Genomic DNA, 18996 nt, shown 5'->3' with positions numbered 1-18996 from the left:
CACCCGTGTGAGTGCCCGCCGCCGCATCGAGCAGGTTTTCAACGCTGCCGTGCTCGAGATCCTGGACCCGATCGAAATCGTCGACCTGCGGATCGCGGTCCTCACCGGCGAAGACGCCAACCCGCCGGCGATCGCGGTCGCGTGTGACAGCCTCGGACAGCTGGATCTCGGCTGGATCGAAACCGGCGAGGCGCCCACCCCCTGGCGTGCCGCGGCCTATGCGGCGCTCGGCGAAACCCTCGGCACCGCGCTCCCGATCTTCGGCTACCAGGACCTCTTCGACGAAATCTCCATGTATTACTGGGACGGGGAGATCGACGACGAGGGCGCGCGCCAGAGCCTGATCGCCTATCACGGCCTCAGCGCCGAGGAACTCGAAGAGCAGACCATGCCTTCGGAGATGAACGCGCGCCGGCCTGACTGGATGATCGGCGCGAACGCGGCGAAACCGGCCGCCCTTCCGAAGGGCCTGCGCGAGGCGCTCTGCCAGCTTCGCGACGCGCACAAGGCGCTCAAGCGGCTGCCATCGGACCGCAACGCCTGGCACTTCGATACCGACATTCTCTACGAATATGTGCCGGGGATCGAGGAATGCTCGTCCCTGCCGCCGTTGACGCTCGTGCCTTTCGATGAGTTCGCGCGCGAGCTCGACGATGTCGCCCGCCACGGCATGGAAATGGGCTTCATGGACGTCTGCGGCATCTGCCCGCTGCCCGATGTCAGCCGGATCGACGACTGGTTCGCAAGCCTGCGCCTCGGCGTCCAGTTCCTGCTCGCCGCCCAGGACCTCGTCCGCTTCGACCCACCCAATCCGTGAGGCCGTCATGTCCGATCACAGCAGCCACTTCGAAACCACTGGCGGCGGTCTCGTCCTGACCAACGCCGTTCTGCTCTATCAGGCGGGAACGCCCCGCACGCCCAGCCCTTATGGCGCTCCAAGGCCGGATGCGGCGGCCTTCGCCAGCATGCATGCCGTCGAGCACGATGCGGACGGGCGTCCGACGATCGCCGCCGGCGTGCCCCTGTCGCGGGCACAGCTGCGCCAATGGACAGAGGCGCTGGGCCGGACCGCGGTTCCAGAGATCCTGCCGGCCAATGTGCTTGTCTCCCACCCGGACGTCCTCGCCTGGTGGGTGCCGGAGCAGGTGCGCCAAGCCTATTTTGCGCTGTCGTCGCCCCCCGATGGCCTTCGGGCGCTCGCACGGCGCACTACCGTCGCGGTGCCATACCCGGCCCATCTGTTCGTCGCCACGCGCGCGGGGCTCGGGGTCTACGCGCTGCCGGCCAGCGAGCGCCCCGTGGCTGACACGCCGGTGCTGCACTCGCCCATTCTCAATGTCTTCATCGAAGGGCGGCTCTGCTGGGGCAATATCCCGAGGCCGAAAACCCTCGGCGTTGCCGCAATCCCGGAGTTCGAACGGGCCGTGTTCGACTCCTGGTCGACGCACCCCAATCCCGGACAGGAATGGACGGTGACCGGCAAGGGCGGCCTCGTCAGACTCTGGGACGATCTCGCCGCGCGCGGGGCCAGTCGTTTCCCGGTCCGACGCCTCAGGCCCTTCAATCCCGCCGCCCGTCTGCGACAGGCGCGCCCGCCGGCCGACGCGATCACGGTCGGCCGACTGATTTCAGCGGCTGCCGGGAGATGACCATGCTCGCCGATGATCCGACCGCGGCCGCGCTGCTCGCCGCCGTTCCCTGCTATCCTGTTCCGCCCATAGGCCGATCGCCTGGGCTCGATGCGCTTCGCAGCAGTCGGGCCGGACACGGGCTCGCCGTGGGGGCCGATGGGGCGATGCTCATATTGCGTCGTCCCTGGCTGGCGCTTGATGCGCCTCTGTCGCCGCCATTCGCAGCCCATCTCCCCTATGGCAGCATGGGCGACCCCCAGGCCGAATTGCGCTGCGGCCGGGTCCCGGGTGAGCATCTCGCGGCCGTCCTGGACCATTTCCGTGCCGCCCTGCCCAACGAGGCAGCCGCCTTCATCCTGTGGAACGAGGCGACGGCCGAATTCACCGTGCATTTTCCGCAGATCGATGAAGCGACGCCGACGCGCCTCGTCTACCGGCCCCCGGCCTGCGAGCCTAGTTGGCATGTCGTCTGCGACATGCACAGTCACGGGCGCGGTCCGGCCTATTTCAGCGCGACCGACGATGCTGACGATGCCCATGCCACCAAGATTTCACTCGTCGTCGGCCGGCTCGACCACCCGGCGGGTCCGGTCATGGCAGCGCGGCTCTGCGCGGGCGGCATGTTCCTGGCCGTACCGCGCAGTCCATTTTCCGGAGACAATCCATGCAGCCTGAGAGCCCCAAGCGCCACTATCTTCCCGCCGCCTTCGACAACAGCGCTGTCCGAATCCTGCTCGTGGGATGCGGTGGAAACGGAGCGCAAATGCTGATGGGGCTCGCCTCGCTCGATACCGCATTGCGCGCAATTTCCTCACGCTCGCTCGAGGTCACCGTGGTCGACGAAGACATCGTCACCGAGGCGAATCTCGGCCGCCAGCCCTTCTACCGCTGCGATCTCGGCAATTCGAAGGCGAGGACGCTGACCGAACGGATCAACCTTGCCCATGGTCTGGCCTGGAAGGCGGTCCACGGCCGCGCACCCGGAGCGATCGGCGTCGACAACAGCCATGTGCTCATCAGCTGCGTCGACACGGCCTCGGCCCGCCGCGCGCTGGGCGCGGCGCTGCAGGATGCGCGGAACCCGCCCATCTATTGGTTGGACCTCGGCAACCGCGCCAGCGACGGCCAATATCTGATCGGATGCCCGGGCCGTGGAACCGGCCGCGACGATAATCGCCTTCCAACGGTGCTCGAGGCTTTTCCCGAACTCGCCGACGAGGGCCTGGCCGAAGACGATGCGCCCTCCTGTTCGGTCGCCGAGGCGCTCGAGCGCCAGTCGCTCTTCGTCAACCGGGTGCTTGCGAGCCACGCGCTGGCGCTCCTGTTCGATCTGCTCGGACGCGGGTCGATTGGCCACGCCGGCGCCTTCGTGAATCTTGCCACCGGGTACAGCGTTCCGATCCCGCTACCTATGAAGGTCGTTTCCCTGTGCTAAAGCAGGTGGCTCGCCACCCCTGTGAACGGTGATGGTCCGGTTGCGTCACCGCGCTCGGACCATAGCATTATTCTGCCGAGGCCGTTTCAGCAGGAGCGATTTCGACCGGTGCTGTCGGCGGGGTGTCAGCTTTCGTCGCACGGCTGCGCTTTGGCTTTGCAGGCTCGACAGCCGCTGCCGGTTTCCCTTTGCCGATGGCGGCCTTGGCGTTCGACGTTTTTGGCGAGGCCTTTGCAGGGGCTGCCTTCGCGCGCGGCCCGCGAGCGGGCGTCGCCTTCACTTGCGCAGCTTCGCTGGCAGTCGCTTCGGGCGTTGGGGCCGGCTCGCCTGCCGGCGCCGCAACGGTCTCGGCGACAGCGCTGGGCTTGCCCTTCCCGGCTACGGCATTGGGCTTCGCCTTAGTTGCCGGGGCAGAGGCATTCACTCGAGCCTTGCGCACCGGCGCGGGCACTTCCGCGACCACTTCCGCAGGCGCCACTTCGGCTGCCGGGGCTTCGCTGCCCGCCTCGGCTAGCGCCGGATTAGCGGCGACGTCCTTCCGCTTGCCGCCAAGACCAAGTTTCAGGGCGGCCTCCCGGCGCGCGGCGGAATAACCGGGTGCGACCATGGGATAGTCCGCGGGCAGATCATAGCGCGCGCGATATTCTGCGGGCGTCAGGCCGTGAGTCGAGAGATGGCGTTTCAGGGACTTATAAGGCTTGCCGTCGATCAGGCTCAGTATCTGATCGGGCGACGCAAGGCTTGCATCTACCGTCACCGCTGGCTTGAACTCGGGGGCTGGTGTCGGCGGCACAGCCGCTGGTTCAACTGACACCGGCGCGGACACTGTCTCTTCAGGGGCTGGCGACACCACTGGTGCATCGCCCAACAAGGCTTTTCGAGTTCCCTCGACCAGCGCGGGCAGTTCGCTGCTCGGCACGGTGTTGTTCGCAAAATAGGCGCTGAGCAGCGCCACGGTCAGAGACATCACGTCCGACTGTTCGGCCTCGGCCATGCAGGTTCCTTCTTTTGTTTGGATAGACTGGTCTTGACCCATGCGTGATTGCGCAAGCGTAAACAGATACGTGCCGTCATTCGGCGTGCAAGTCAAAGGGAGGGAGAAAGAAACTCATGGATGGCGTGGCGATTGGGCCGCGCAACTGTCTCATCGAGAAAATTTATGGCGGACAGCTTCGTTGAGGGGCTCTTTCTCCTTCACCTGCTCAAGCAAATGAAGCTGCATTGAGTGAAGAGCCTCTCACCAACGAAATCGAGGCGTCTCTTCCGGGCGCCTGACATTCTCCGCCCGCGAACGGCGGAAAACCAATCATCCGAGGAAATATGTAATGACCGACACCACTTCGTCGGGCGCGCCCGCGCGCCTCTATAGCCAGACCCCATATGACGATCGAGGCAACTTCCATTATCAGGGCGATCTCTATCGTCCCAGTGATAATCTTGCGACCCTCGCTGGCCGCATCGAACCGCATCTGGCGCGGTGCTTTCCGAACGCGTCCTTTGCGATCCAGACCCAGAAATTCGCGGGAGGACGCAAGATCACCGCTGAGATCCTCGACTGGCCCGAGGATCTGACCGGGCGTGACGCTCAGGAGGCCGCGCAGGTCGCGATCCGCGACCAGATGGAGCGGTTCGGAACTACCCGCACCAACCCTCTACAGGACTTCTGGTCCTGCTCCTTCTACTGCGAAGCGCGCATTGGACAGGTTTATTGGTCGGCGCTCGCGAAACGCAACGGACTGAAGAATCCGGTCGACGCGATCGTATCGCTGGCCGCCTTCAAGAAGCGCGTAAAAGCGGGCGACGCCCTCAAACTGGTCGATGCGCCGGCAGGGCATCGCGCAATTGGGACCACGCGGACGATCACCAAGGTGCGCTCGGGCGATCTGATCCTCGAAGGCAAATCCTATCTCGGTTTCCCGCGGGCGTCGGCTTTCGCGTGCGATGGCAAGTTCGTTCGCATCTCGATCGGATCGGAATATGAGCCGGACGCCCATCTGCTGTACGAGTGGATAGTGCAAAAGGCCGCGTGAGACATGGCCCTCATCGTCAAGGGCGGCGCCGTCTGCCAGAGCCCTCCGCGTCGGCGCCGACCATTCCGTATCGTGCAGAAGGGCTATCCCGACATCTGGGCGGCTGACTGGGCTGACGCCTCGCGCCTTTACTGCGATCGGCGGGACATGAACGGCCTGGGCGCAAGTATGTTCCCTGAAGCCACCCTGCTCCTCGAACACATGCCTGTCGGCCGCATCAGCTACAACGGCCGTATCTGGCTTCCAGGCGAGTGGCGTCCGGACGACCGGCCACTGTACGATAACCAGATCGCGTCCGGCACCTGACCGCGCGCTCTGGTCCTCCCATCCGAAATCGCCGTCCCGAGGAAACTCCATATCCGCAAGCGGCGTCCGAACGGCGAGCGCTACGTCCACATCGAGACCGAGGCCGAGACCAGCGCCGCTGTGCCTGATCGGTTGCGAAAGGGGAGAAGGGGAGGGCCGGGGGAGCAGGTCCGCTCTTGTCCAGGAGACCCCGATGCCCCTTCCCACCGTCATCCACAGCCAGGTCGATCCCGCCGCGATCACCAAGGTGACGCGCCTCTTCAACAACACGCTGGTCGACACCCTGGCTGAGCTCATCCAGAATTCGCGCAGAGCCGGCGCGACGGTCATCGATCTCGATGTTGCCGAGGCCGACGGGCAGAGCTGGCTTGTCATCGCGGATGACGGCGCGGGTATCGCCGATCCCGCCGTGATCCTGGCGCTCGGGCGCTCGGGCTGGGACGACAACATCGCGCGGCGCGAAGACCCTGCCGGCATGGGCGTCTTCAGCCTTGCCGGTCGCCATGTCGAAATCCGCTCCTGCCCGCGCGGTCCGGGCGAGGGCTGGGCTATCACCATCGGACCAGACCATTGGGAATCGGGCGCACCGATAGCTGTCGCCCCCTGCGATCATGGCTTCGGAACTGCAATCCGTCTTCTGCTCGACGACGATTGCACTAGGAATCTCGAAGCAGTGGCCAGCGGCGCGGCGCGCTATTGTCCCACACCGATCCGTTTCAACGGCGTACCCCTTACGCAAGCCGACTGGCTCGCCGGGGCCGATGTGGTCGAGGAGGTCGATGGCGTGCGGATCGGCCTGTTCACCGACGGGCGCACGACGCCCCATCAACCGCGCATCAATTTTCACGGCCTCACGGTTCCTTGCGTCCTGCCGTCAGTCGACGAGAAGGATCGCCATTGGTGGGCCCGGGTCGATATCGTCGATGCGCCGGCCCTGCAGCTCGTCCTGCCGGCCCGCAAGGAGATGGTCGAAAACGCCGCCCTCGAAGCGCTTCGCAATAGGGTGCTCAAGACGATCTACCGGCACATCGCCTCGCTCGGCAGCCATCGACTGTCTCATGCGCAGTGGACCGAGGCCGCCCAGCTTGGCGTCGATCTGCCCGAGGCGACGCCGCTCTTGCGGGCATGGATCCCGGCGACTGCCGACCAGAACAGCGGGCGCGAGAGTCAGGGGCTCATCCCCGCCGATAACCTGATGCTCGTCGATGACTTCGGTCCGCCACTCGAACAATGCGCGGCGTTCGCGCTTGCCCGCGATGGCCGTCTGAGAGGACGCTTGGCTGACCCCGACACTGCCATGGCCGGATATAGCTGGTACGACGCACTGCAGCGCATCGCCGCGCTCCGCTTCGAGATCGAGCGCGATGGCCGCGCCCATGTCTTCGACTGCACCGAGCTACCCGGTCTCGAAAGCGGCCCGGTCGAACGGCTCGACCTCGTGCTTGAAATCACAGGTCCGCAGCCCGAAACGATTACCGTCCCGGCACCTGTCGTCATCGAATATGACGATGGCCTGTTCTGGACCTTCGAAGATGCGAATATCCTGCTGGGCTCTCGCGACGCCGTCTCGCCCGAGGAGCTGGTTGATCTGCTGGAAGCCGCTTGCTTCTGCGCGAGCGACGATCGCGACGCTGATAGCTGGGAGACCCAAAACGACCGCTTCCTTCTCGACGCCAGGGAAATGGCTACCCGCCTTCTGCTCGGCGACGATGCCGCGCTCGTCGAGCGCCTGCGGGCGATCATCGCTTATCGCGCCCAATGGTTCGTGCCCGAAGGCCGGCAGTTCTCGGCGGTGATCGGCCGCGACGCGATCGCCATCGAGCTCCAGCCCACCAACCAGGTGGCGGCATCCTGACGGCATAATTGGAGGACCAAGCCATGCGATCCATCAAACGAGCGGCGCCGGCCGATCGCGCCGCCGTGGCGGAGGCGATTGACCATCTGCGCGCCGCGCGTAACCTTCTCGCCAGGAGCGGCGCCCCGCGTGCCGCCAGGGCCGTTCGCAAGGCACTGCGCAGCGCCGAAGGCGCGGCCCGGCACGTCAACCATCGTATCCGCAGGAGCCAGACATGAGCCGCTACGAACTGAAGCCGAGGCCCGGAAACGGTGTCATCAAGGCGGTGATCGGATGGGATCGCCCGCTGCAGAGCTTCTTCGCGCAAGTCTTCACGCCCACCGAAGACGAGCCCGACGAGGGCGAAGCAACGATCTGGCTCGGCACGGAGCCGGGGGAACTGCCGACCCCCGAGGCCGCGATCCGCGTCGTCGAAGCCTATGCGGACATTCCCGAAACGCTGGCGGCGTCCCTCGCCGCCGACCGGCACGCGACCATCGGGATGGTGGACGGCGTCCACCAGACGCGAGCCAAATTGAGTCTCTTCGGCACTCGCTCCTAAACCCCCCGAGGCCGCTGAAGCGGGCCTCGGAAATGGCGCTTGCGCGCCTGCTCGGCCGAACGGCCGAGGAGGGGAGTGGGGAAGGAGGAAGTTGGCTCGGACACAGTGTTCGAGACCGGCTTTCAGGAGACTTTCCCATGAATATCGGTTCGATCAAGCAGAATGACGCCGGCATTTTCGTCGGCAAGATCGCGACGCTGGCGATCGCGATGACGATTGCGCTGCGCGAGGTGCACTCGGCCAATCCGAAGGCGCCGAAGTACGAGGTGCTGGCGCTGTCGGCATCGCGGGCGTGGGTGCAGGTGGGTGCTCTGTTCGAGCTTGCCTCCAACAGCACCGGCGAGGCGTTCCTCAACGGCAAGATCGAGGATCCGAGCCTGGCCGCGCCGCTCTACGTGTCGGCGTTCCGTCAGGAGGACGGCAGCTACAACGTCGTGTGGTCGCGCCCGACGCGCCGCCGCGACCTCGCCTCGGAGATGGCGCCCAAGGCCGACGAGGGCCTGCCGCCGCTGCCCGGTGCCGACGAGACCGCCGGCCCCGCCACACAGGGCACCGAAGCCGGCCTCGGACAGTCCTCCGCAAGCCATGCCTTCGCTGGCTGATCGCACACGCCAAGTCACGAAAGGCCCTCGCTCTTCGCGGAGCGGGGGCTTTTCGCAATTTCCCCGGCCGTGCGGCCGCAGAGGAGAGGGGGCTTGGGCTGGTTGCTCACCGAATTGGAGAAGGCCATGTCCGACATCATCGATCTGGGCGGCGCGCCAGCGAACGAGGATTGCGCCCAGCTCGGGCACACATCCGACTTCGAGCGATTGAACCGCCTTGAGGTCGCCACCTACCGCGCGGCAATCATCGCCCGTTTCGGTCCGCCGCCTGACGGCTGCGCGCTGCTCACATTGACCAACCGGCACGATTTCGGCGTCTATTACACGCTCGGTCTCAAGGTCGATGCAAGCGCCACGCGGCGCGATTCCACCGTCGCCACCTATGCGGAGACCGTCGAGAACGGCCTTGGCAGCTGGATCGAGGCCGGCTTCGCCGCGCCGGTCTGCTATGAGGACGGGGAGGCCCCCAAGGTCGAGCGAAGCTCGATCGACGACATCGTCATGGGGGCGCTCCTCGCCACGCGGCCCGGCCCCGACGGACACTTCCCGGTCGCCGACTTCGCGATACTCCACCGCAATCTGGCTGCAGGCTATCCCCGCAGCGCCGAGGCCGCACAGCGCCTCCCCGAGGAGATTTGACCATGACCGCGACAGATCAATCTGCCGATGCCGCCATCACCGATCCGATCGAGGCCGAGTTGCAGGCGGCCCTGTCCGCCGTGCGGACAGTCGAGGCGCGCTGCAAGGATGCCTTCCTCCCGCATCTGCTCGATCATGGCATTGTCCGTGTCGAAATCCACTACGATGGCGGCGGCGACCAAGGCAGCGTCGGTGATGTCAATGCCTACACGCTGGAAGGCGAGATCGCGCTGCCGCGCATCCTCTGCGATCACCATAGCCTCGCCTATAGCGGCGAAGTGTCGACCCGCACGATCGACCTCGAGGATGCTCTGAGCGCCTTCGTCGACAACGCCATCTGCGCGCGGCACGCCGGCTGGGAGGACGGGGAGGGCGCTTATGGCACCATCGCCATAGACGTCGCCAGCGGCGCGGTGACCCTCACGCACAACAGCCGGTTCATCGACTATGACACGACCGAGGCGGAGCTATAGGCGATGTCGCACTGCTATTATCACGCGCTCAGCTCCGTGAAGCGCTGGGGCGGCGAGGCCGAGGACTATCTGCCCCTCCACCAATGGTTCGACGAGTCGAAGAAGATCGTCGCGGACCCCCGCCACCGTTCCTTGCGCCACCATGCAGAGGGCATATTCATGCTCGAGACGGTCTTCGGCGTGACGATCCGAAACGCTGATGGACGGGATATCCCGGTGCGGTTGATCGGGGAACAGCACGTCCAAGAGGATCTTGGCCGTATTCCCTCCTTCGCTGACTGGGCGCGGCTCATCCAGCCGATGCCGTGGATTCTTCGGGGCAACCCGGCCGGGTCACCGGGATTGGATCCAGATGTTGAAAACATGTGCCGGGTTGCTCCAGCGACGCAATTGTAGTAACATGGCTACATGCCCAAGTGCGAGGCTCTTATGAACATGACAACCATTTCAAGTCGTGACTTCAACCAAGGTGCGAGCCGGGCAAAGAAAGCTGCCCGCAAGGGCCCTGTCTATATCACCGAACGGGGCAGGCCCACCCATGTGCTCATGACGATCGAGGATTATCATCGACGGCAGGGCAAGAAGCCCCGCAGCTTGCTCGCGACCTTGGCGCAAGCCGGCGACGATGCTGACTTTGACTTCGAACCCAGCAAGCTGGATCATATCGTCCGACCGGCGGATCTGGATTGATGTTTCTCCTAGATACGAACGTCATCTCCGCGCTTCGCAGACCTGAACGGCTGCCTCCCGAGGTGACATCCTGGGCGGACGAAGCCGATGTCGACCAGTGCTACATTTCGGTCATATCGGTCCTCGAAATTGAACTAGGCATTTTAGCCAAGGAGCGCGTCGATGCTTCTACCGGCCGCATTTTGCGGACATGGTTTCAAACCGACGTGCTGGCGGCGTTCGATGATCGCATCATCCCGATCGACACCGAAGTCGCGATGCGGTGCGCCGCATTGCATGTGCCGGATCCCCAACCGGAGCGGGATGGTCTGATCGCCGCGACGGCGGTTGTGCATTCGATGACGCTTGTTACCCGCAACGTTGCGGATTTCGAGCGCACGCCGGCCAACCTCCTAAATCCCTGGCATTGAACTGGCGCTGAGCCGAAGTTGATTTGAGGTGACAGACCATGAAGTCTCGGCACAAAGATCCGAAAGCAGGCGACACATCCAGGCGGGAAGTGCTGCGCCTCCCCGACTTCAATGCAGATGATCGCAAAAATGTTGCAGCTGCTCGTCCTCCGGTAGCAGCGGACGCTTTCAATGAAGAAACGCGGCCGGCGTGACCGCGGCACCCTTCGGCAAGGCCGCTGCGGGAAAAGCTCTCGATCGCCTGATCGATCTTGCCCGGTCCGACACGGGCCAGGCGCGCCGCGCCGCCAACTTCCTGCTCGCCTGGTGGAATGGCGAGGATTGCGGTCATTTTCCCATCGCCGATCTCTTCGGTGTCGATGCGACGATCGCGACCCATATCACGACCATCATTGGATTTCTTGGCCAGCATGAAGGTGCGATCTACCCCGATGCCTTCGGTCGCAAGGCCGAGATGATCGAACTGGTCGGGCGCTGGCGCGACTTCGCCGACGAGGATGGCTGAGCGCTCGCATCGGGACGCTATCGGCGCTATTGTCGAGTCCCATGGCCGAGCTTGATCCCCACACGCTGCGCGTCGCCGCTTCGCTCGTTCGCTCGCGGATCGAGACCATAAAGCTCGACGGGCGCATGGACGGGCTCCAGCGGTTGGGTGCGCACCGTACGCTCACCCAGCTCGCGGTGGATCTCGAAGTGTCGGCCGACCATGTCGGGCCTCCCCGCCGGCGCAAGCGTACGAGCTGAACGCGCCAACCCGGCGGTGACGCCGGCCGGGCCTTCCGACCATCGCTGACCGAGGCCGAGAAGCTTCTCCGCACGTCTTCTGCCGTCCGCGCTCCGCGCACGGGGAGGGAAGGGGGGAAGAGGATGGCGGCCGGGCCTGTCTCCGAGGCCGGGGACCGGCCTTGCGCCGCACGCCCTTCCTGAGGAGCCATTATGGCCAACCATTTTACCAAGGCGAGCTTCACCTTCGCTGTCACCGATGCCGAGGCCGAAATCTTCCGGCATGTCGGCGAGGCTGCCGAGATCGTTGGCGATTCCCGCCTCGCACCCGATCAGCGCGCTGCAGCCTATGCCGACCTTGGCGCGGGCTTCGCCGCCTGTTTTCCCCCGATCGACTCCGATCCCTTCGGCGGCTTCCTCGCGATCTTGAGCGATCCCGATTATCCACGGCTCGGCTTCTCCGTCCAGGTCGATCCGTCGGATGGGACAGGGCGGTGCAAGGTCTGGCTCCATGGCGATCAGTTCGACGTAGAAACCGCCGCGCAACTGATCCAGAAGGTCGCGAAATCCGCGCTGCCGGCCGGCTTCGAATATTGCCTCGATTGCGACCGCCTGCGCCCTGGCGAATTCGGCGGCGGCTATGTCGTGATCCGCGAGGATCGCTTCGAATTCGCCTCATCGGCCCAGCTCCTCGAGCGGGCGCTTTCGCGCGAGCACCGTGAAGGCGCCGACGGCTACGTCCTCACCACGCGAGATGCTGAAGAGGGTCTGCTGTTCTGGAACAATGACACGGGCTTTGGCGAGCTAAGCACCGCAACCGTGTTCTCCGAAGCCGAGGCCGGCCGTTTCGACGTTCCCATCGCCCATGATCAGCCGGAATGGCTGGCCATGCCGGCGCCGATCTCCTGAAGGAGCCCGCCCATGCGCTTCATCATCGCTCTCTACGAGATCGACCGCGCCTATGGTGGGCCTGAAGAAGGTGCCTGGTGGTACGATACCGGCGAACTGGCTCGATTGCTGGCGCTCGCGCCCACCGAGACCCGCGCCGTCCAGCTTGCCGATCGCGCCAATCGCCTGCTCGAGCGGTTACAGCGCCACCGCCGCCGCGTCGATTCCGTCCTCTACGACGGTGGGCGCTATGCCGCCATCGTCTTCGAATGGACGGCGCCGCCGGCATTTCCCGAAGTCCGGCCGCAATACGCCTGACCACGCACGCGCAGGCAACCGGTCCGCGCCTGCTCCCTCCTGACCCCCCAGACCGACCATCCCAAGGAGGATTCTCCATGTCGACCTATCATGTCGCCTTCACGGCGCGTGTCCCTCACTGGATTCTCGAGCACGCCGAGGCCGGGAACACGGACCGTGCGCGCAGCTGGATCCTCTTGCAAGGCTGGTATGAGCGCCGCAGGCTCGAATGGAACGCCACGCTTACGGTGGAACCGGACAAGGCCCACTCCCCGATACGCCATGAGGTCATTCTCGATCTCGATTGTCCCGAAACCGACAGGCCCAGCGCCGCCTCGTTCGCGTTCACCGTCAAGGTAGGCGTTCGCCATGGCGAGGATCCGATCCACAAAGCGCGCCGCGTGCTCGATCTGTCCCGCCGCCGTGACTCGCTGTGCCGCAAGGCCGACCGCTGGGACGTTCTGGACCGCGGCTCGTTTCGCGCCGTGCGCGGCAGTTCGCTGATTGGACCGATGCCGCCGCAGTGGCCCATCGACCGGACGCTGACCGCCTTTTCGAGCCATCTGGGGAGCTATGGACAAGGCGGGGTCGGCCTCGCGGGCTGGCAATGCAACGGGGGATCATGGATGGTGCTGCCGCTGACCTACTCCGACGGATGGATCTGGCTCACGCGCGAGGAGATACGGCCAGCGCCGGACCATCGGTCACTTGCGATCGCTGTCGATCAGCGAATCCTCGGTGTGCATCCCGATCAGCTCGCGGACTTCCCGCCCTGGGAGCATCGCTATGCCGGTCAACATCAGATCCTCGACATGCCTGACTTCGGAGCCGAAAGGCCCACAATCCTGCGGTTCGACGCGAGCGAGACCGGCTTCATCCTCGAGGCCGCCAACGGTCCGACCCGCTGGCGCTTCGCCATGGGCGACGACCTACCGCGCCCTGTCTGGGGCGGTTCGCGGAAACCGCGGCTGCTGTGCGAGGGCGAATCCGTCGCCGAGGCCTTCTGCCTCGCCCATGATTGCTATCTTGAAGTCTGACCGGGGTCACGCACGTAGCACTCGCCCACGCGCTACCGCGATCGTTGCTGTGACCGCATGCCATCGGTCGCGGCCCGCTGACCTACCGCTTCCGACATGGAGGATCACATGATCGTAATTTCAGGCCTGCGATGGAAGGTCCTGGCAGCCAGCGCCCCAGCCTGCTGCGACCCGGCAGATGTATGCCGCGAGGCCGTCGAACACTGCAACGCCTTGAGGGTCGGCATCGACGTCAGCTTCCGCGACAACATCATCGAAGCCCGGCCCGGCAGCGATCCCGCGCAGCTCGCCGACATCTTCGAGCGCCGCGCGGCCGAGCTGGCCAAGCCGGTCGGCTCTCCCTCGTCCGACCACGTTCAGTCCCAAGGGGAACGACCATGACCACCATCGTCCTGAGCAACGGCCATTTGCGCACAGAGACCGCCGACGCGGCGATCGACGCGCTGATCGAGATCCTGCGCGATCATCCGCTCAACCGTCTGTTCGAAAAATATGGCGACTTTGTCGAACGCGACGCCCGCAATCTGCGCGGCGAATGGCTGGAAGGCGTCGAGAATGCCGTCAGCTTCTTCGGCAACTTCTTCGATCGCTCTCATATCTTCAGCATCGTCTCGAACGATCCGGATCATGTCGACCGGCTCTGCACGGCGATCGCGGCCAACAGGCAGCGCGCCGACTATCTGCGTCAGCCGCCGCCTTATGATTCCGACAAGCTGGTCATCGAGCGCAAGCGTTTCAGCGTCACCCAAGGCGAAGTGCTGCTGACCTATAACGGCCAGCGGATCGAGCAATATGGCGACACGATCCGGCTCAATGGTCGCGGCGACTATGACGGCCATGACGACCATTACTGGCACGGCATCGCAAAGCGCGACCTCGCCCGTCGCCATGTCGAGGCCTTCGACCGCAGCAGGACCGCGAGCGAGCGGCCTGCTTCCTTGTAGCTGTCATCGCCCAGCCAGTACCGGCGGCCCGGGGCGGCCTGACCGCTTTAAGGCGATCAGCGGCATCCCCTCACAGATCCATTTTCGCCCCGAGGCCGCGGAAGCGGGCCTCGGATGTGGCGCTTGCGCGCCTGCTCGGCCGAACGGCCGAGGAGGGGAGTGGGGAAGGAGGAAGTTGGCTCGGACACAGTGTTCGAGACCGGCTTTCAGGAGACTTTCCCATGAATATCGGTTCGATCAAGCAGAATGACGCCGGCATTTTCGTCGGCAAGATCGCGACGCTGACGATTGCCATGACGATCGCGCTGCGCGAGGTGCACTCGGCCAATCCGAAGGCGCCGAAGTACGAGGTGCTGGCGCTGTCGGCATCGCGGGCGTGGGTGCAGGTGGGTGCGCTGTTCGAGCTTTTCTCTAACGGCACGGGCGAGGCGTTCCTCAACGGCAAGATCGAGGATCCGAGCCTGGCCGCGCCGCTCTACGTGTCGGCGTTCCGTCAGGAGGACGGCAGCTACAACGTCGTGTGGTCGCGCCCGACGCGCCGCCGCGACCTCGCCTCGGAGATGGCGCCCAAGGCCGACGAGGGCCTGCCGCCGCTGCCCGGCGCCGACGAGACCGCCGGCCCCGCCACACAGGGCACCGAAGCCGGCCTCGGACAGTCCTCCGCAAGCCATGCCTTCGGCTGCGAGCCGCAGCAGGAACAGCAGCAGGAAGGCGGACGCCGGCAGCGTCGTCAGCGCGCGCCGGAGCAGGCGGAGGAGCCCGAAACCGTCTGAACCTCCCCGTGCCCGGTCCCACACCTCCAGGCCGGGCACACCCTCCCGCTGGGCTCGCTTCGCTTCTCGCGAAGCGGGCCCTGTTTTCATTTACCCGGCAGCCCGCACGTCTGCATTCCGGCTTCAGTCTCCCTCTTGCGGAACCCGTCGTCGTGCCATGGCCAGCAGCGCAGCGACGACGCATCCCGCGACGATCCCGAAGGTCAGGTCCTTGACCAGGGTCAGCCCAAAGGTCGCCAGGAGCACCAAGGCCGTGGGCCAGCTGCGGATCAGGCGCAGAAACTCCGCCTTCTCGGCCATGTTCCAGCACACCACCAGAAGGACGCCGGCGAGCGCGGAGAGCGGAACGTACCGTGCGAGCGGTGCCGCGACGAGCATGAAGAGCAGGACGAACAGCGCGTGCATCATGCCCGACAGCGGACTGATCGCGCCGGCCCGAATGTTGGTTGCTGTGCGTGCGATCGTGCCGGTGACGCTGATCCCTCCGAACAAGGCGGACACGATATTGGCAAGCCCCTGCGCAACAAGCTCCATGTTGGAGCGATGCTTGCGCCCGGACATGCTGTCGGCGACCTTCGCTGACAGCAGACTTTCGACGCCGCCGAGCAGCGTAAACGACAGGGCCGACGGCAGCAGCTGGAGAACCAGCGCCCACGACAGCTGCGGCGCCTGCGGCGTCGGAAGCCCACGCGGGATCTCTCCGAAACGGCTGCCGATCGTCTCTGCCGGAAGCTGCAGCCAGGCGGCAGCTATCGAAGCCAGGACGACCGCGATCAGCATACCGGGCCAGTTCGGCCGGAACCGGCGCACCACGAAAATCAGCGCGGCGCATCCCAGGCCGAGCACCGCGGCCGCGGGCGTCACCGTCGAAGCCGCGTTGCCCAGCCCCACCAGCTTGGGGATGAGGGGGCCAGGTTCCGCTCCGTCGAGATGAAGACCGAAGAGGTCCCGGATTTCTCCGGAGAAGATCGTCACCGCAATGCCGCAGGTGAAGCCCACCGTCACCGGATGGGGAATATGGCGGATCAATGAGCCCAGCCGCGAAAGTCCAATCAGCGTCAGCAGGGCCCCGGACAGCATCACGGTGACGAGGAGGCCGTTCAGACCGAATTTCGTCGTGGTCGCCGCGACCAGAACAATGAAAGCCCCGGCGGGACCCCCAATCTGATAGCGGCTACCGCCCAAGGCCGAAACGAGGAATCCGCCGATGATCGCGGTATAGAGCCCTCGCTCGGGCGACACCCCCGAAGCCACGGCGATCGCCATCGACAGCGGCAGAGCGACGATCGCGACCGTCACGGCGGCCAGCACGTCCTTGCGAAACGACGAGAAGGAGTAGCCCTCGCTCAGGACCGTGAGCAGCTTCGGCCGGAAGAGATGCGATGTCGCCGTTCCGTCAGGCATCGCTATGACGCCGACGCATTGTCCGGCGTGCGCCGCACGGGCTCGCGCAGGGTCGGGCTGGTGGGATCGCGCAGCCGGACGCCACGCCCGCCACTCGTGCTAACGCTGTTTTCCCGGATGAGTTCGATGCCCTCGCGTTCGAGCGCGTCGACCACCTTGGTCAAGGTGTCGACGACGCCCCGGACATAGCCATCGCTCGCCGCTTCCATCCGCTGGATCGTGGGAAGCGATACGCCGGCGCGCTCGGCGAGCGTGCGCTGGTCGATTCCGAGAAGCGCGCGCGCCGCGCGAAGCTGGGCCGGAGTGAGCATCGGCATGATGTAAAATACATCAGAAATGACGTCAAGGATCGCTTAAAAGCGTTGTAGAGTATCTATCATGCTATCCTAAACTTGCTTTCAGCGCCATCAAACTGCTAACGCTCAGGCACCCAAACCACCTTTTTAACCGCGCGCGCTCGACGCGACGCCCAGGTATTCGGAGAGTTTCGATGTCGGACGCCCTTATCGCTGAAACGCTGGCCGCCCCGACTCGCCATCGTCGCCTCGCCGCCTGGGTGGACGAGATCGCCGCCCTTACCAAACCGGACCGGGTCCACTGGTGCGATGGCTCCGAGGCCGAGTGGGACGCGCTTACCGCGCAGCTCGTCGCCGCCGGAACCCTGCGCCGCCTCGATCCCGCGAAGCGTCCCAACTCCTTCTGGGCCGCATCCGATCCACGCGACGTCGCGCGCGTCGAAAGCCGCACCTTCATCTGCGCCGAGGACGAGGCCGACGCCGGCCCTACCAACAATTGGCGCGCACCGCATGAGATGCGCGATACGCTCCACGGCCTATTCGACGGCTGCATGCGCGGACGCACCATGTATGTCGTGCCCTTCTCCATGGGGCCGATCGGCTCGCCCATCAGCGCGCTCGGCGTGGAGATCACCGACAGTACCTATGTGGTGCTCTCGATGCGCGTGATGACGAGGATGGGCGCACCGGCGCTGGCAGCCCTGGGCGATGACGGCGAATTCGTTCCCGCGGTCCACTCGGTCGGCGCTCCGCTGGCGCCCGGCCAGGCCGACGTCGCCTGGCCCTGCAACGAGACCAAATATATCGTCCATTTCCCTGAAACGCGCGAGATCTGGTCCTATGGATCGGGCTATGGCGGCAACGCCCTGCTAGGCAAGAAATGCTATGCGCTGCGCATCGCCTCGGTCATGGCCCGCGACGACGGCTGGCTTGCTGAGCATATGCTGATCCTCAAGCTGACCTCGCCCGAAGGCGGCGTGCATTATGTCGCCGCCGCTTTTCCCTCGGCCTGCGGCAAGACCAACCTCGCCATGCTGCAGCCAACCATTCCAGGCTGGAAGGCCGAAACGATCGGCGACGACATCGCCTGGATGCGCTTTGGCGACGATGGCCGGCTCTATGCCATCAATCCCGAGGCCGGATTCTTCGGCGTCGCACCCGGGACGAGCGCAACGACCAACGCCAATGCCCTGGCCAGCCTCAACGCCAACACGATCTTCACCAACACCGCGCTCACCGCCGACGGTGATGTCTGGTGGGAGGGCCTGACGAAGGAGCCGCCCGACGGGCTTACGGACTGGCGCGGCCAGGCCTGGTCTCCCGATCTCGGGACGCCGGCCGCCCATCCCAACGCGCGCTTCGCCTGTCCCGCCGGCCAGTGCCCGGCCATCGCACCCGAATGGGAGGATCCCAAGGGCGTCCCGATCTCGGCGATCCTGTTCGGCGGCCGGCGCGCGACGACCGCTCCGCTCGTCACCGAGGCCTTCGACTGGCAGCACGGTGTGTTCCTGGCCTCGAATGTCGCCTCCGAAGGTACGGCTGCGGCCGAGACCAAGATCGGGGATGTCCGCCGCGACCCCTTCGCGATGCTGCCCTTCTGCGGCTACAATATGGGCGACTACTTCGCGCATTGGCTCAAGCTGGGAGCAGAAGCAGCGGATCCAGCCAAGCTGCCACGCATCTTCTACGTCAACTGGTTCCGCAAGGATGCCCATGGCCGCTTTCTCTGGCCCGGCTTCGGCGACAACGCCCGCGTCCTCAAATGGATCGCGGACCGGCTCGACGGGTGCGTCGAGGCGGAAGACAAGGCCATCGGCCGCCTTCCCAATAGGCACGACCTCGATCTGCAGGGGCTCGATCTGTCGGATGACGCGGTCACCGCCTTGCTCGCCGTCGATGACGATGAATGGCGCGCCGAGGCCGAGCGCATCCGCCGTGACTATGCGCGCTTCGGCGACCGCCTGCCCGCCGCCTTGACCGCCGAACTCGGCGCGCTCGAAGCCCGTCTGGCGTGAAGGGCGC

27 protein-coding genes are annotated in these 18996 nt (G+C 65.3%); 24 read left to right on the top strand and 3 right to left on the bottom strand.

The window, feature by feature from the left end; all coding sequences use genetic code 11:
- Positions 1-7: 7 nt before the first annotated feature.
- The 4 genes from OOT33_RS16810 to OOT33_RS16795 are packed head-to-tail and all read left to right on the top strand — an operon-like array spanning position 8 to position 3066.
- A complete protein-coding gene (locus OOT33_RS16810) occupies positions 8-817 on the top strand; it encodes a hypothetical protein (RefSeq protein ID WP_230461523.1) in 810 nt (269 codons plus the stop codon).
- Positions 818-824: 7 nt separating this feature from the next.
- On the top strand, positions 825-1649 hold the full coding sequence (locus OOT33_RS16805) for a PRTRC system protein B (protein ID WP_307751064.1): 825 nt from the start codon (positions 825-827) through the stop codon (positions 1647-1649).
- Complete coding sequence (locus OOT33_RS16800) at positions 1646-2401, top strand: PRTRC system protein A (protein ID WP_307751063.1); 756 nt, start codon at positions 1646-1648, stop codon at positions 2399-2401. The genes OOT33_RS16805 and OOT33_RS16800 overlap by 4 nt, the downstream gene beginning before the upstream one ends.
- Positions 2296-3066, top strand: coding sequence for a PRTRC system ThiF family protein (locus OOT33_RS16795; RefSeq protein ID WP_011950461.1), 771 nt, complete (start codon positions 2296-2298; stop codon positions 3064-3066). The genes OOT33_RS16800 and OOT33_RS16795 overlap by 106 nt, the downstream gene beginning before the upstream one ends.
- 67 nt (positions 3067-3133) lie before the next feature.
- Here the strand turns inward: OOT33_RS16795 and OOT33_RS16790 are convergent, their stop codons facing one another.
- Positions 3134-4060 carry a MucR family transcriptional regulator gene (locus tag OOT33_RS16790; protein WP_011950460.1) on the bottom strand — a complete coding sequence of 309 codons (927 nt, stop codon included), beginning with the start codon at positions 4058-4060 and terminating at the stop codon, positions 3134-3136.
- Between the two features lie 331 nt (positions 4061-4391).
- On the opposite strand from OOT33_RS16790, the gene OOT33_RS16785 reads away from it, so the two are divergent.
- The 19 genes from OOT33_RS16785 to OOT33_RS16695 all read left to right on the top strand — a co-directional run bounded on the left by OOT33_RS16785 (position 4392) and on the right by OOT33_RS16695 (position 15274).
- Entirely contained in the window at positions 4392-5096 is a 705-nt protein-coding gene (locus OOT33_RS16785) for a hypothetical protein (RefSeq protein ID WP_011950459.1), read from the top strand.
- 3 nt (positions 5097-5099) lie between these two features.
- Positions 5100-5402: a hypothetical protein gene (locus OOT33_RS16780; RefSeq protein ID WP_017183247.1), complete on the top strand. Its 303-nt coding sequence runs from the start codon at positions 5100-5102 to the stop codon at positions 5400-5402.
- Positions 5403-5595: 193 nt separating this feature from the next.
- Positions 5596-7257, top strand: a complete 1662-nt coding sequence (locus OOT33_RS16775) for an ATP-binding protein (protein ID WP_011950458.1) — start codon at positions 5596-5598, stop codon at positions 7255-7257.
- A gap of 23 nt (positions 7258-7280) precedes the next feature.
- Positions 7281-7475: a hypothetical protein gene (locus OOT33_RS16770; RefSeq protein WP_017183246.1), complete on the top strand. Its 195-nt coding sequence runs from the start codon at positions 7281-7283 to the stop codon at positions 7473-7475.
- Positions 7472-7798: a hypothetical protein gene (locus OOT33_RS16765; protein WP_011950457.1), complete on the top strand. Its 327-nt coding sequence runs from the start codon at positions 7472-7474 to the stop codon at positions 7796-7798. The genes OOT33_RS16770 and OOT33_RS16765 overlap by 4 nt, the downstream gene beginning before the upstream one ends.
- A 137-nt stretch (positions 7799-7935) precedes the next feature.
- Entirely contained in the window at positions 7936-8400 is a 465-nt protein-coding gene (locus OOT33_RS16760) for a DUF736 domain-containing protein (RefSeq protein ID WP_011950456.1), read from the top strand.
- Positions 8401-8526: 126 nt separating this feature from the next.
- Positions 8527-9039, top strand: coding sequence for a hypothetical protein (locus OOT33_RS16755; protein WP_026002487.1), 513 nt, complete (start codon positions 8527-8529; stop codon positions 9037-9039).
- A gap of 2 nt (positions 9040-9041) precedes the next feature.
- On the top strand, positions 9042-9512 hold the full coding sequence (locus OOT33_RS16750) for a DUF6878 family protein (protein ID WP_011950454.1): 471 nt from the start codon (positions 9042-9044) through the stop codon (positions 9510-9512).
- A 3-nt stretch (positions 9513-9515) separates the two neighbouring features.
- Entirely contained in the window at positions 9516-9908 is a 393-nt protein-coding gene (locus tag OOT33_RS16745) for a hypothetical protein (protein ID WP_017183642.1), read from the top strand.
- Between the two features lie 33 nt (positions 9909-9941).
- Positions 9942-10202, top strand: coding sequence for a type II toxin-antitoxin system Phd/YefM family antitoxin (locus OOT33_RS16740; protein WP_017183643.1), 261 nt, complete (start codon positions 9942-9944; stop codon positions 10200-10202).
- Positions 10202-10612, top strand: coding sequence for a type II toxin-antitoxin system VapC family toxin (locus OOT33_RS16735; protein WP_011950451.1), 411 nt, complete (start codon positions 10202-10204; stop codon positions 10610-10612). The genes OOT33_RS16740 and OOT33_RS16735 overlap by 1 nt, the downstream gene beginning before the upstream one ends.
- 190 nt (positions 10613-10802) lie before the next feature.
- Positions 10803-11117 carry a hypothetical protein gene (locus tag OOT33_RS16730; protein ID WP_011950450.1) on the top strand — a complete coding sequence of 105 codons (315 nt, stop codon included), beginning with the start codon at positions 10803-10805 and terminating at the stop codon, positions 11115-11117.
- 29 nt (positions 11118-11146) lie between these two features.
- Positions 11147-11356 (top strand): hypothetical protein, encoded by a 210-nt coding sequence (locus OOT33_RS16725; RefSeq protein ID WP_307751060.1) that lies wholly within the window; start codon positions 11147-11149, stop codon positions 11354-11356.
- Positions 11357-11548: 192 nt separating this feature from the next.
- Positions 11549-12244, top strand: a complete 696-nt coding sequence (locus OOT33_RS16720; protein ID WP_011950449.1) for a hypothetical protein — start codon at positions 11549-11551, stop codon at positions 12242-12244.
- Between the two features lie 12 nt (positions 12245-12256).
- Positions 12257-12541: a hypothetical protein gene (locus OOT33_RS16715; RefSeq protein WP_011950448.1), complete on the top strand. Its 285-nt coding sequence runs from the start codon at positions 12257-12259 to the stop codon at positions 12539-12541.
- A gap of 77 nt (positions 12542-12618) precedes the next feature.
- Positions 12619-13557 (top strand): hypothetical protein, encoded by a 939-nt coding sequence (locus OOT33_RS16710; RefSeq protein WP_011950447.1) that lies wholly within the window; start codon positions 12619-12621, stop codon positions 13555-13557.
- A gap of 108 nt (positions 13558-13665) precedes the next feature.
- Positions 13666-13938 (top strand): hypothetical protein, encoded by a 273-nt coding sequence (locus OOT33_RS16705; RefSeq protein WP_011950446.1) that lies wholly within the window; start codon positions 13666-13668, stop codon positions 13936-13938.
- A complete protein-coding gene (locus OOT33_RS16700; RefSeq protein WP_011950445.1) occupies positions 13935-14501 on the top strand; it encodes a hypothetical protein in 567 nt (188 codons plus the stop codon). The genes OOT33_RS16705 and OOT33_RS16700 overlap by 4 nt, the downstream gene beginning before the upstream one ends.
- A 221-nt stretch (positions 14502-14722) precedes the next feature.
- Positions 14723-15274 (top strand): DUF736 domain-containing protein, encoded by a 552-nt coding sequence (locus OOT33_RS16695; protein WP_011950444.1) that lies wholly within the window; start codon positions 14723-14725, stop codon positions 15272-15274.
- A gap of 123 nt (positions 15275-15397) precedes the next feature.
- Here OOT33_RS16695 and OOT33_RS16690 read toward each other — a convergent pair whose 3' ends face one another.
- Positions 15398-16678, bottom strand: coding sequence for a SulP family inorganic anion transporter (locus tag OOT33_RS16690; RefSeq protein ID WP_011950443.1), 1281 nt, complete (start codon positions 16676-16678; stop codon positions 15398-15400).
- A gap of 2 nt (positions 16679-16680) precedes the next feature.
- On the bottom strand, positions 16681-16995 hold the full coding sequence (locus tag OOT33_RS16685; protein ID WP_011950442.1) for a helix-turn-helix domain-containing protein: 315 nt from the start codon (positions 16993-16995) through the stop codon (positions 16681-16683).
- A 173-nt stretch (positions 16996-17168) separates the two neighbouring features.
- On the opposite strand from OOT33_RS16685, the gene OOT33_RS16680 reads away from it, so the two are divergent.
- Positions 17169-18989: a phosphoenolpyruvate carboxykinase (GTP) gene (locus OOT33_RS16680; protein WP_011950441.1), complete on the top strand. Its 1821-nt coding sequence runs from the start codon at positions 17169-17171 to the stop codon at positions 18987-18989.
- The last annotated feature ends 7 nt before the right edge of the window (positions 18990-18996 follow it).

It is taken from the genome of Sphingobium sp. DEHP117 (assembly GCF_030867385.1).
Classification (GTDB): domain Bacteria; phylum Pseudomonadota; class Alphaproteobacteria; order Sphingomonadales; family Sphingomonadaceae; genus Sphingobium.
The sequence above is the reverse complement of the archived record's forward strand: the minus strand, read 5'-3'. Positions and strand labels throughout refer to the sequence as shown.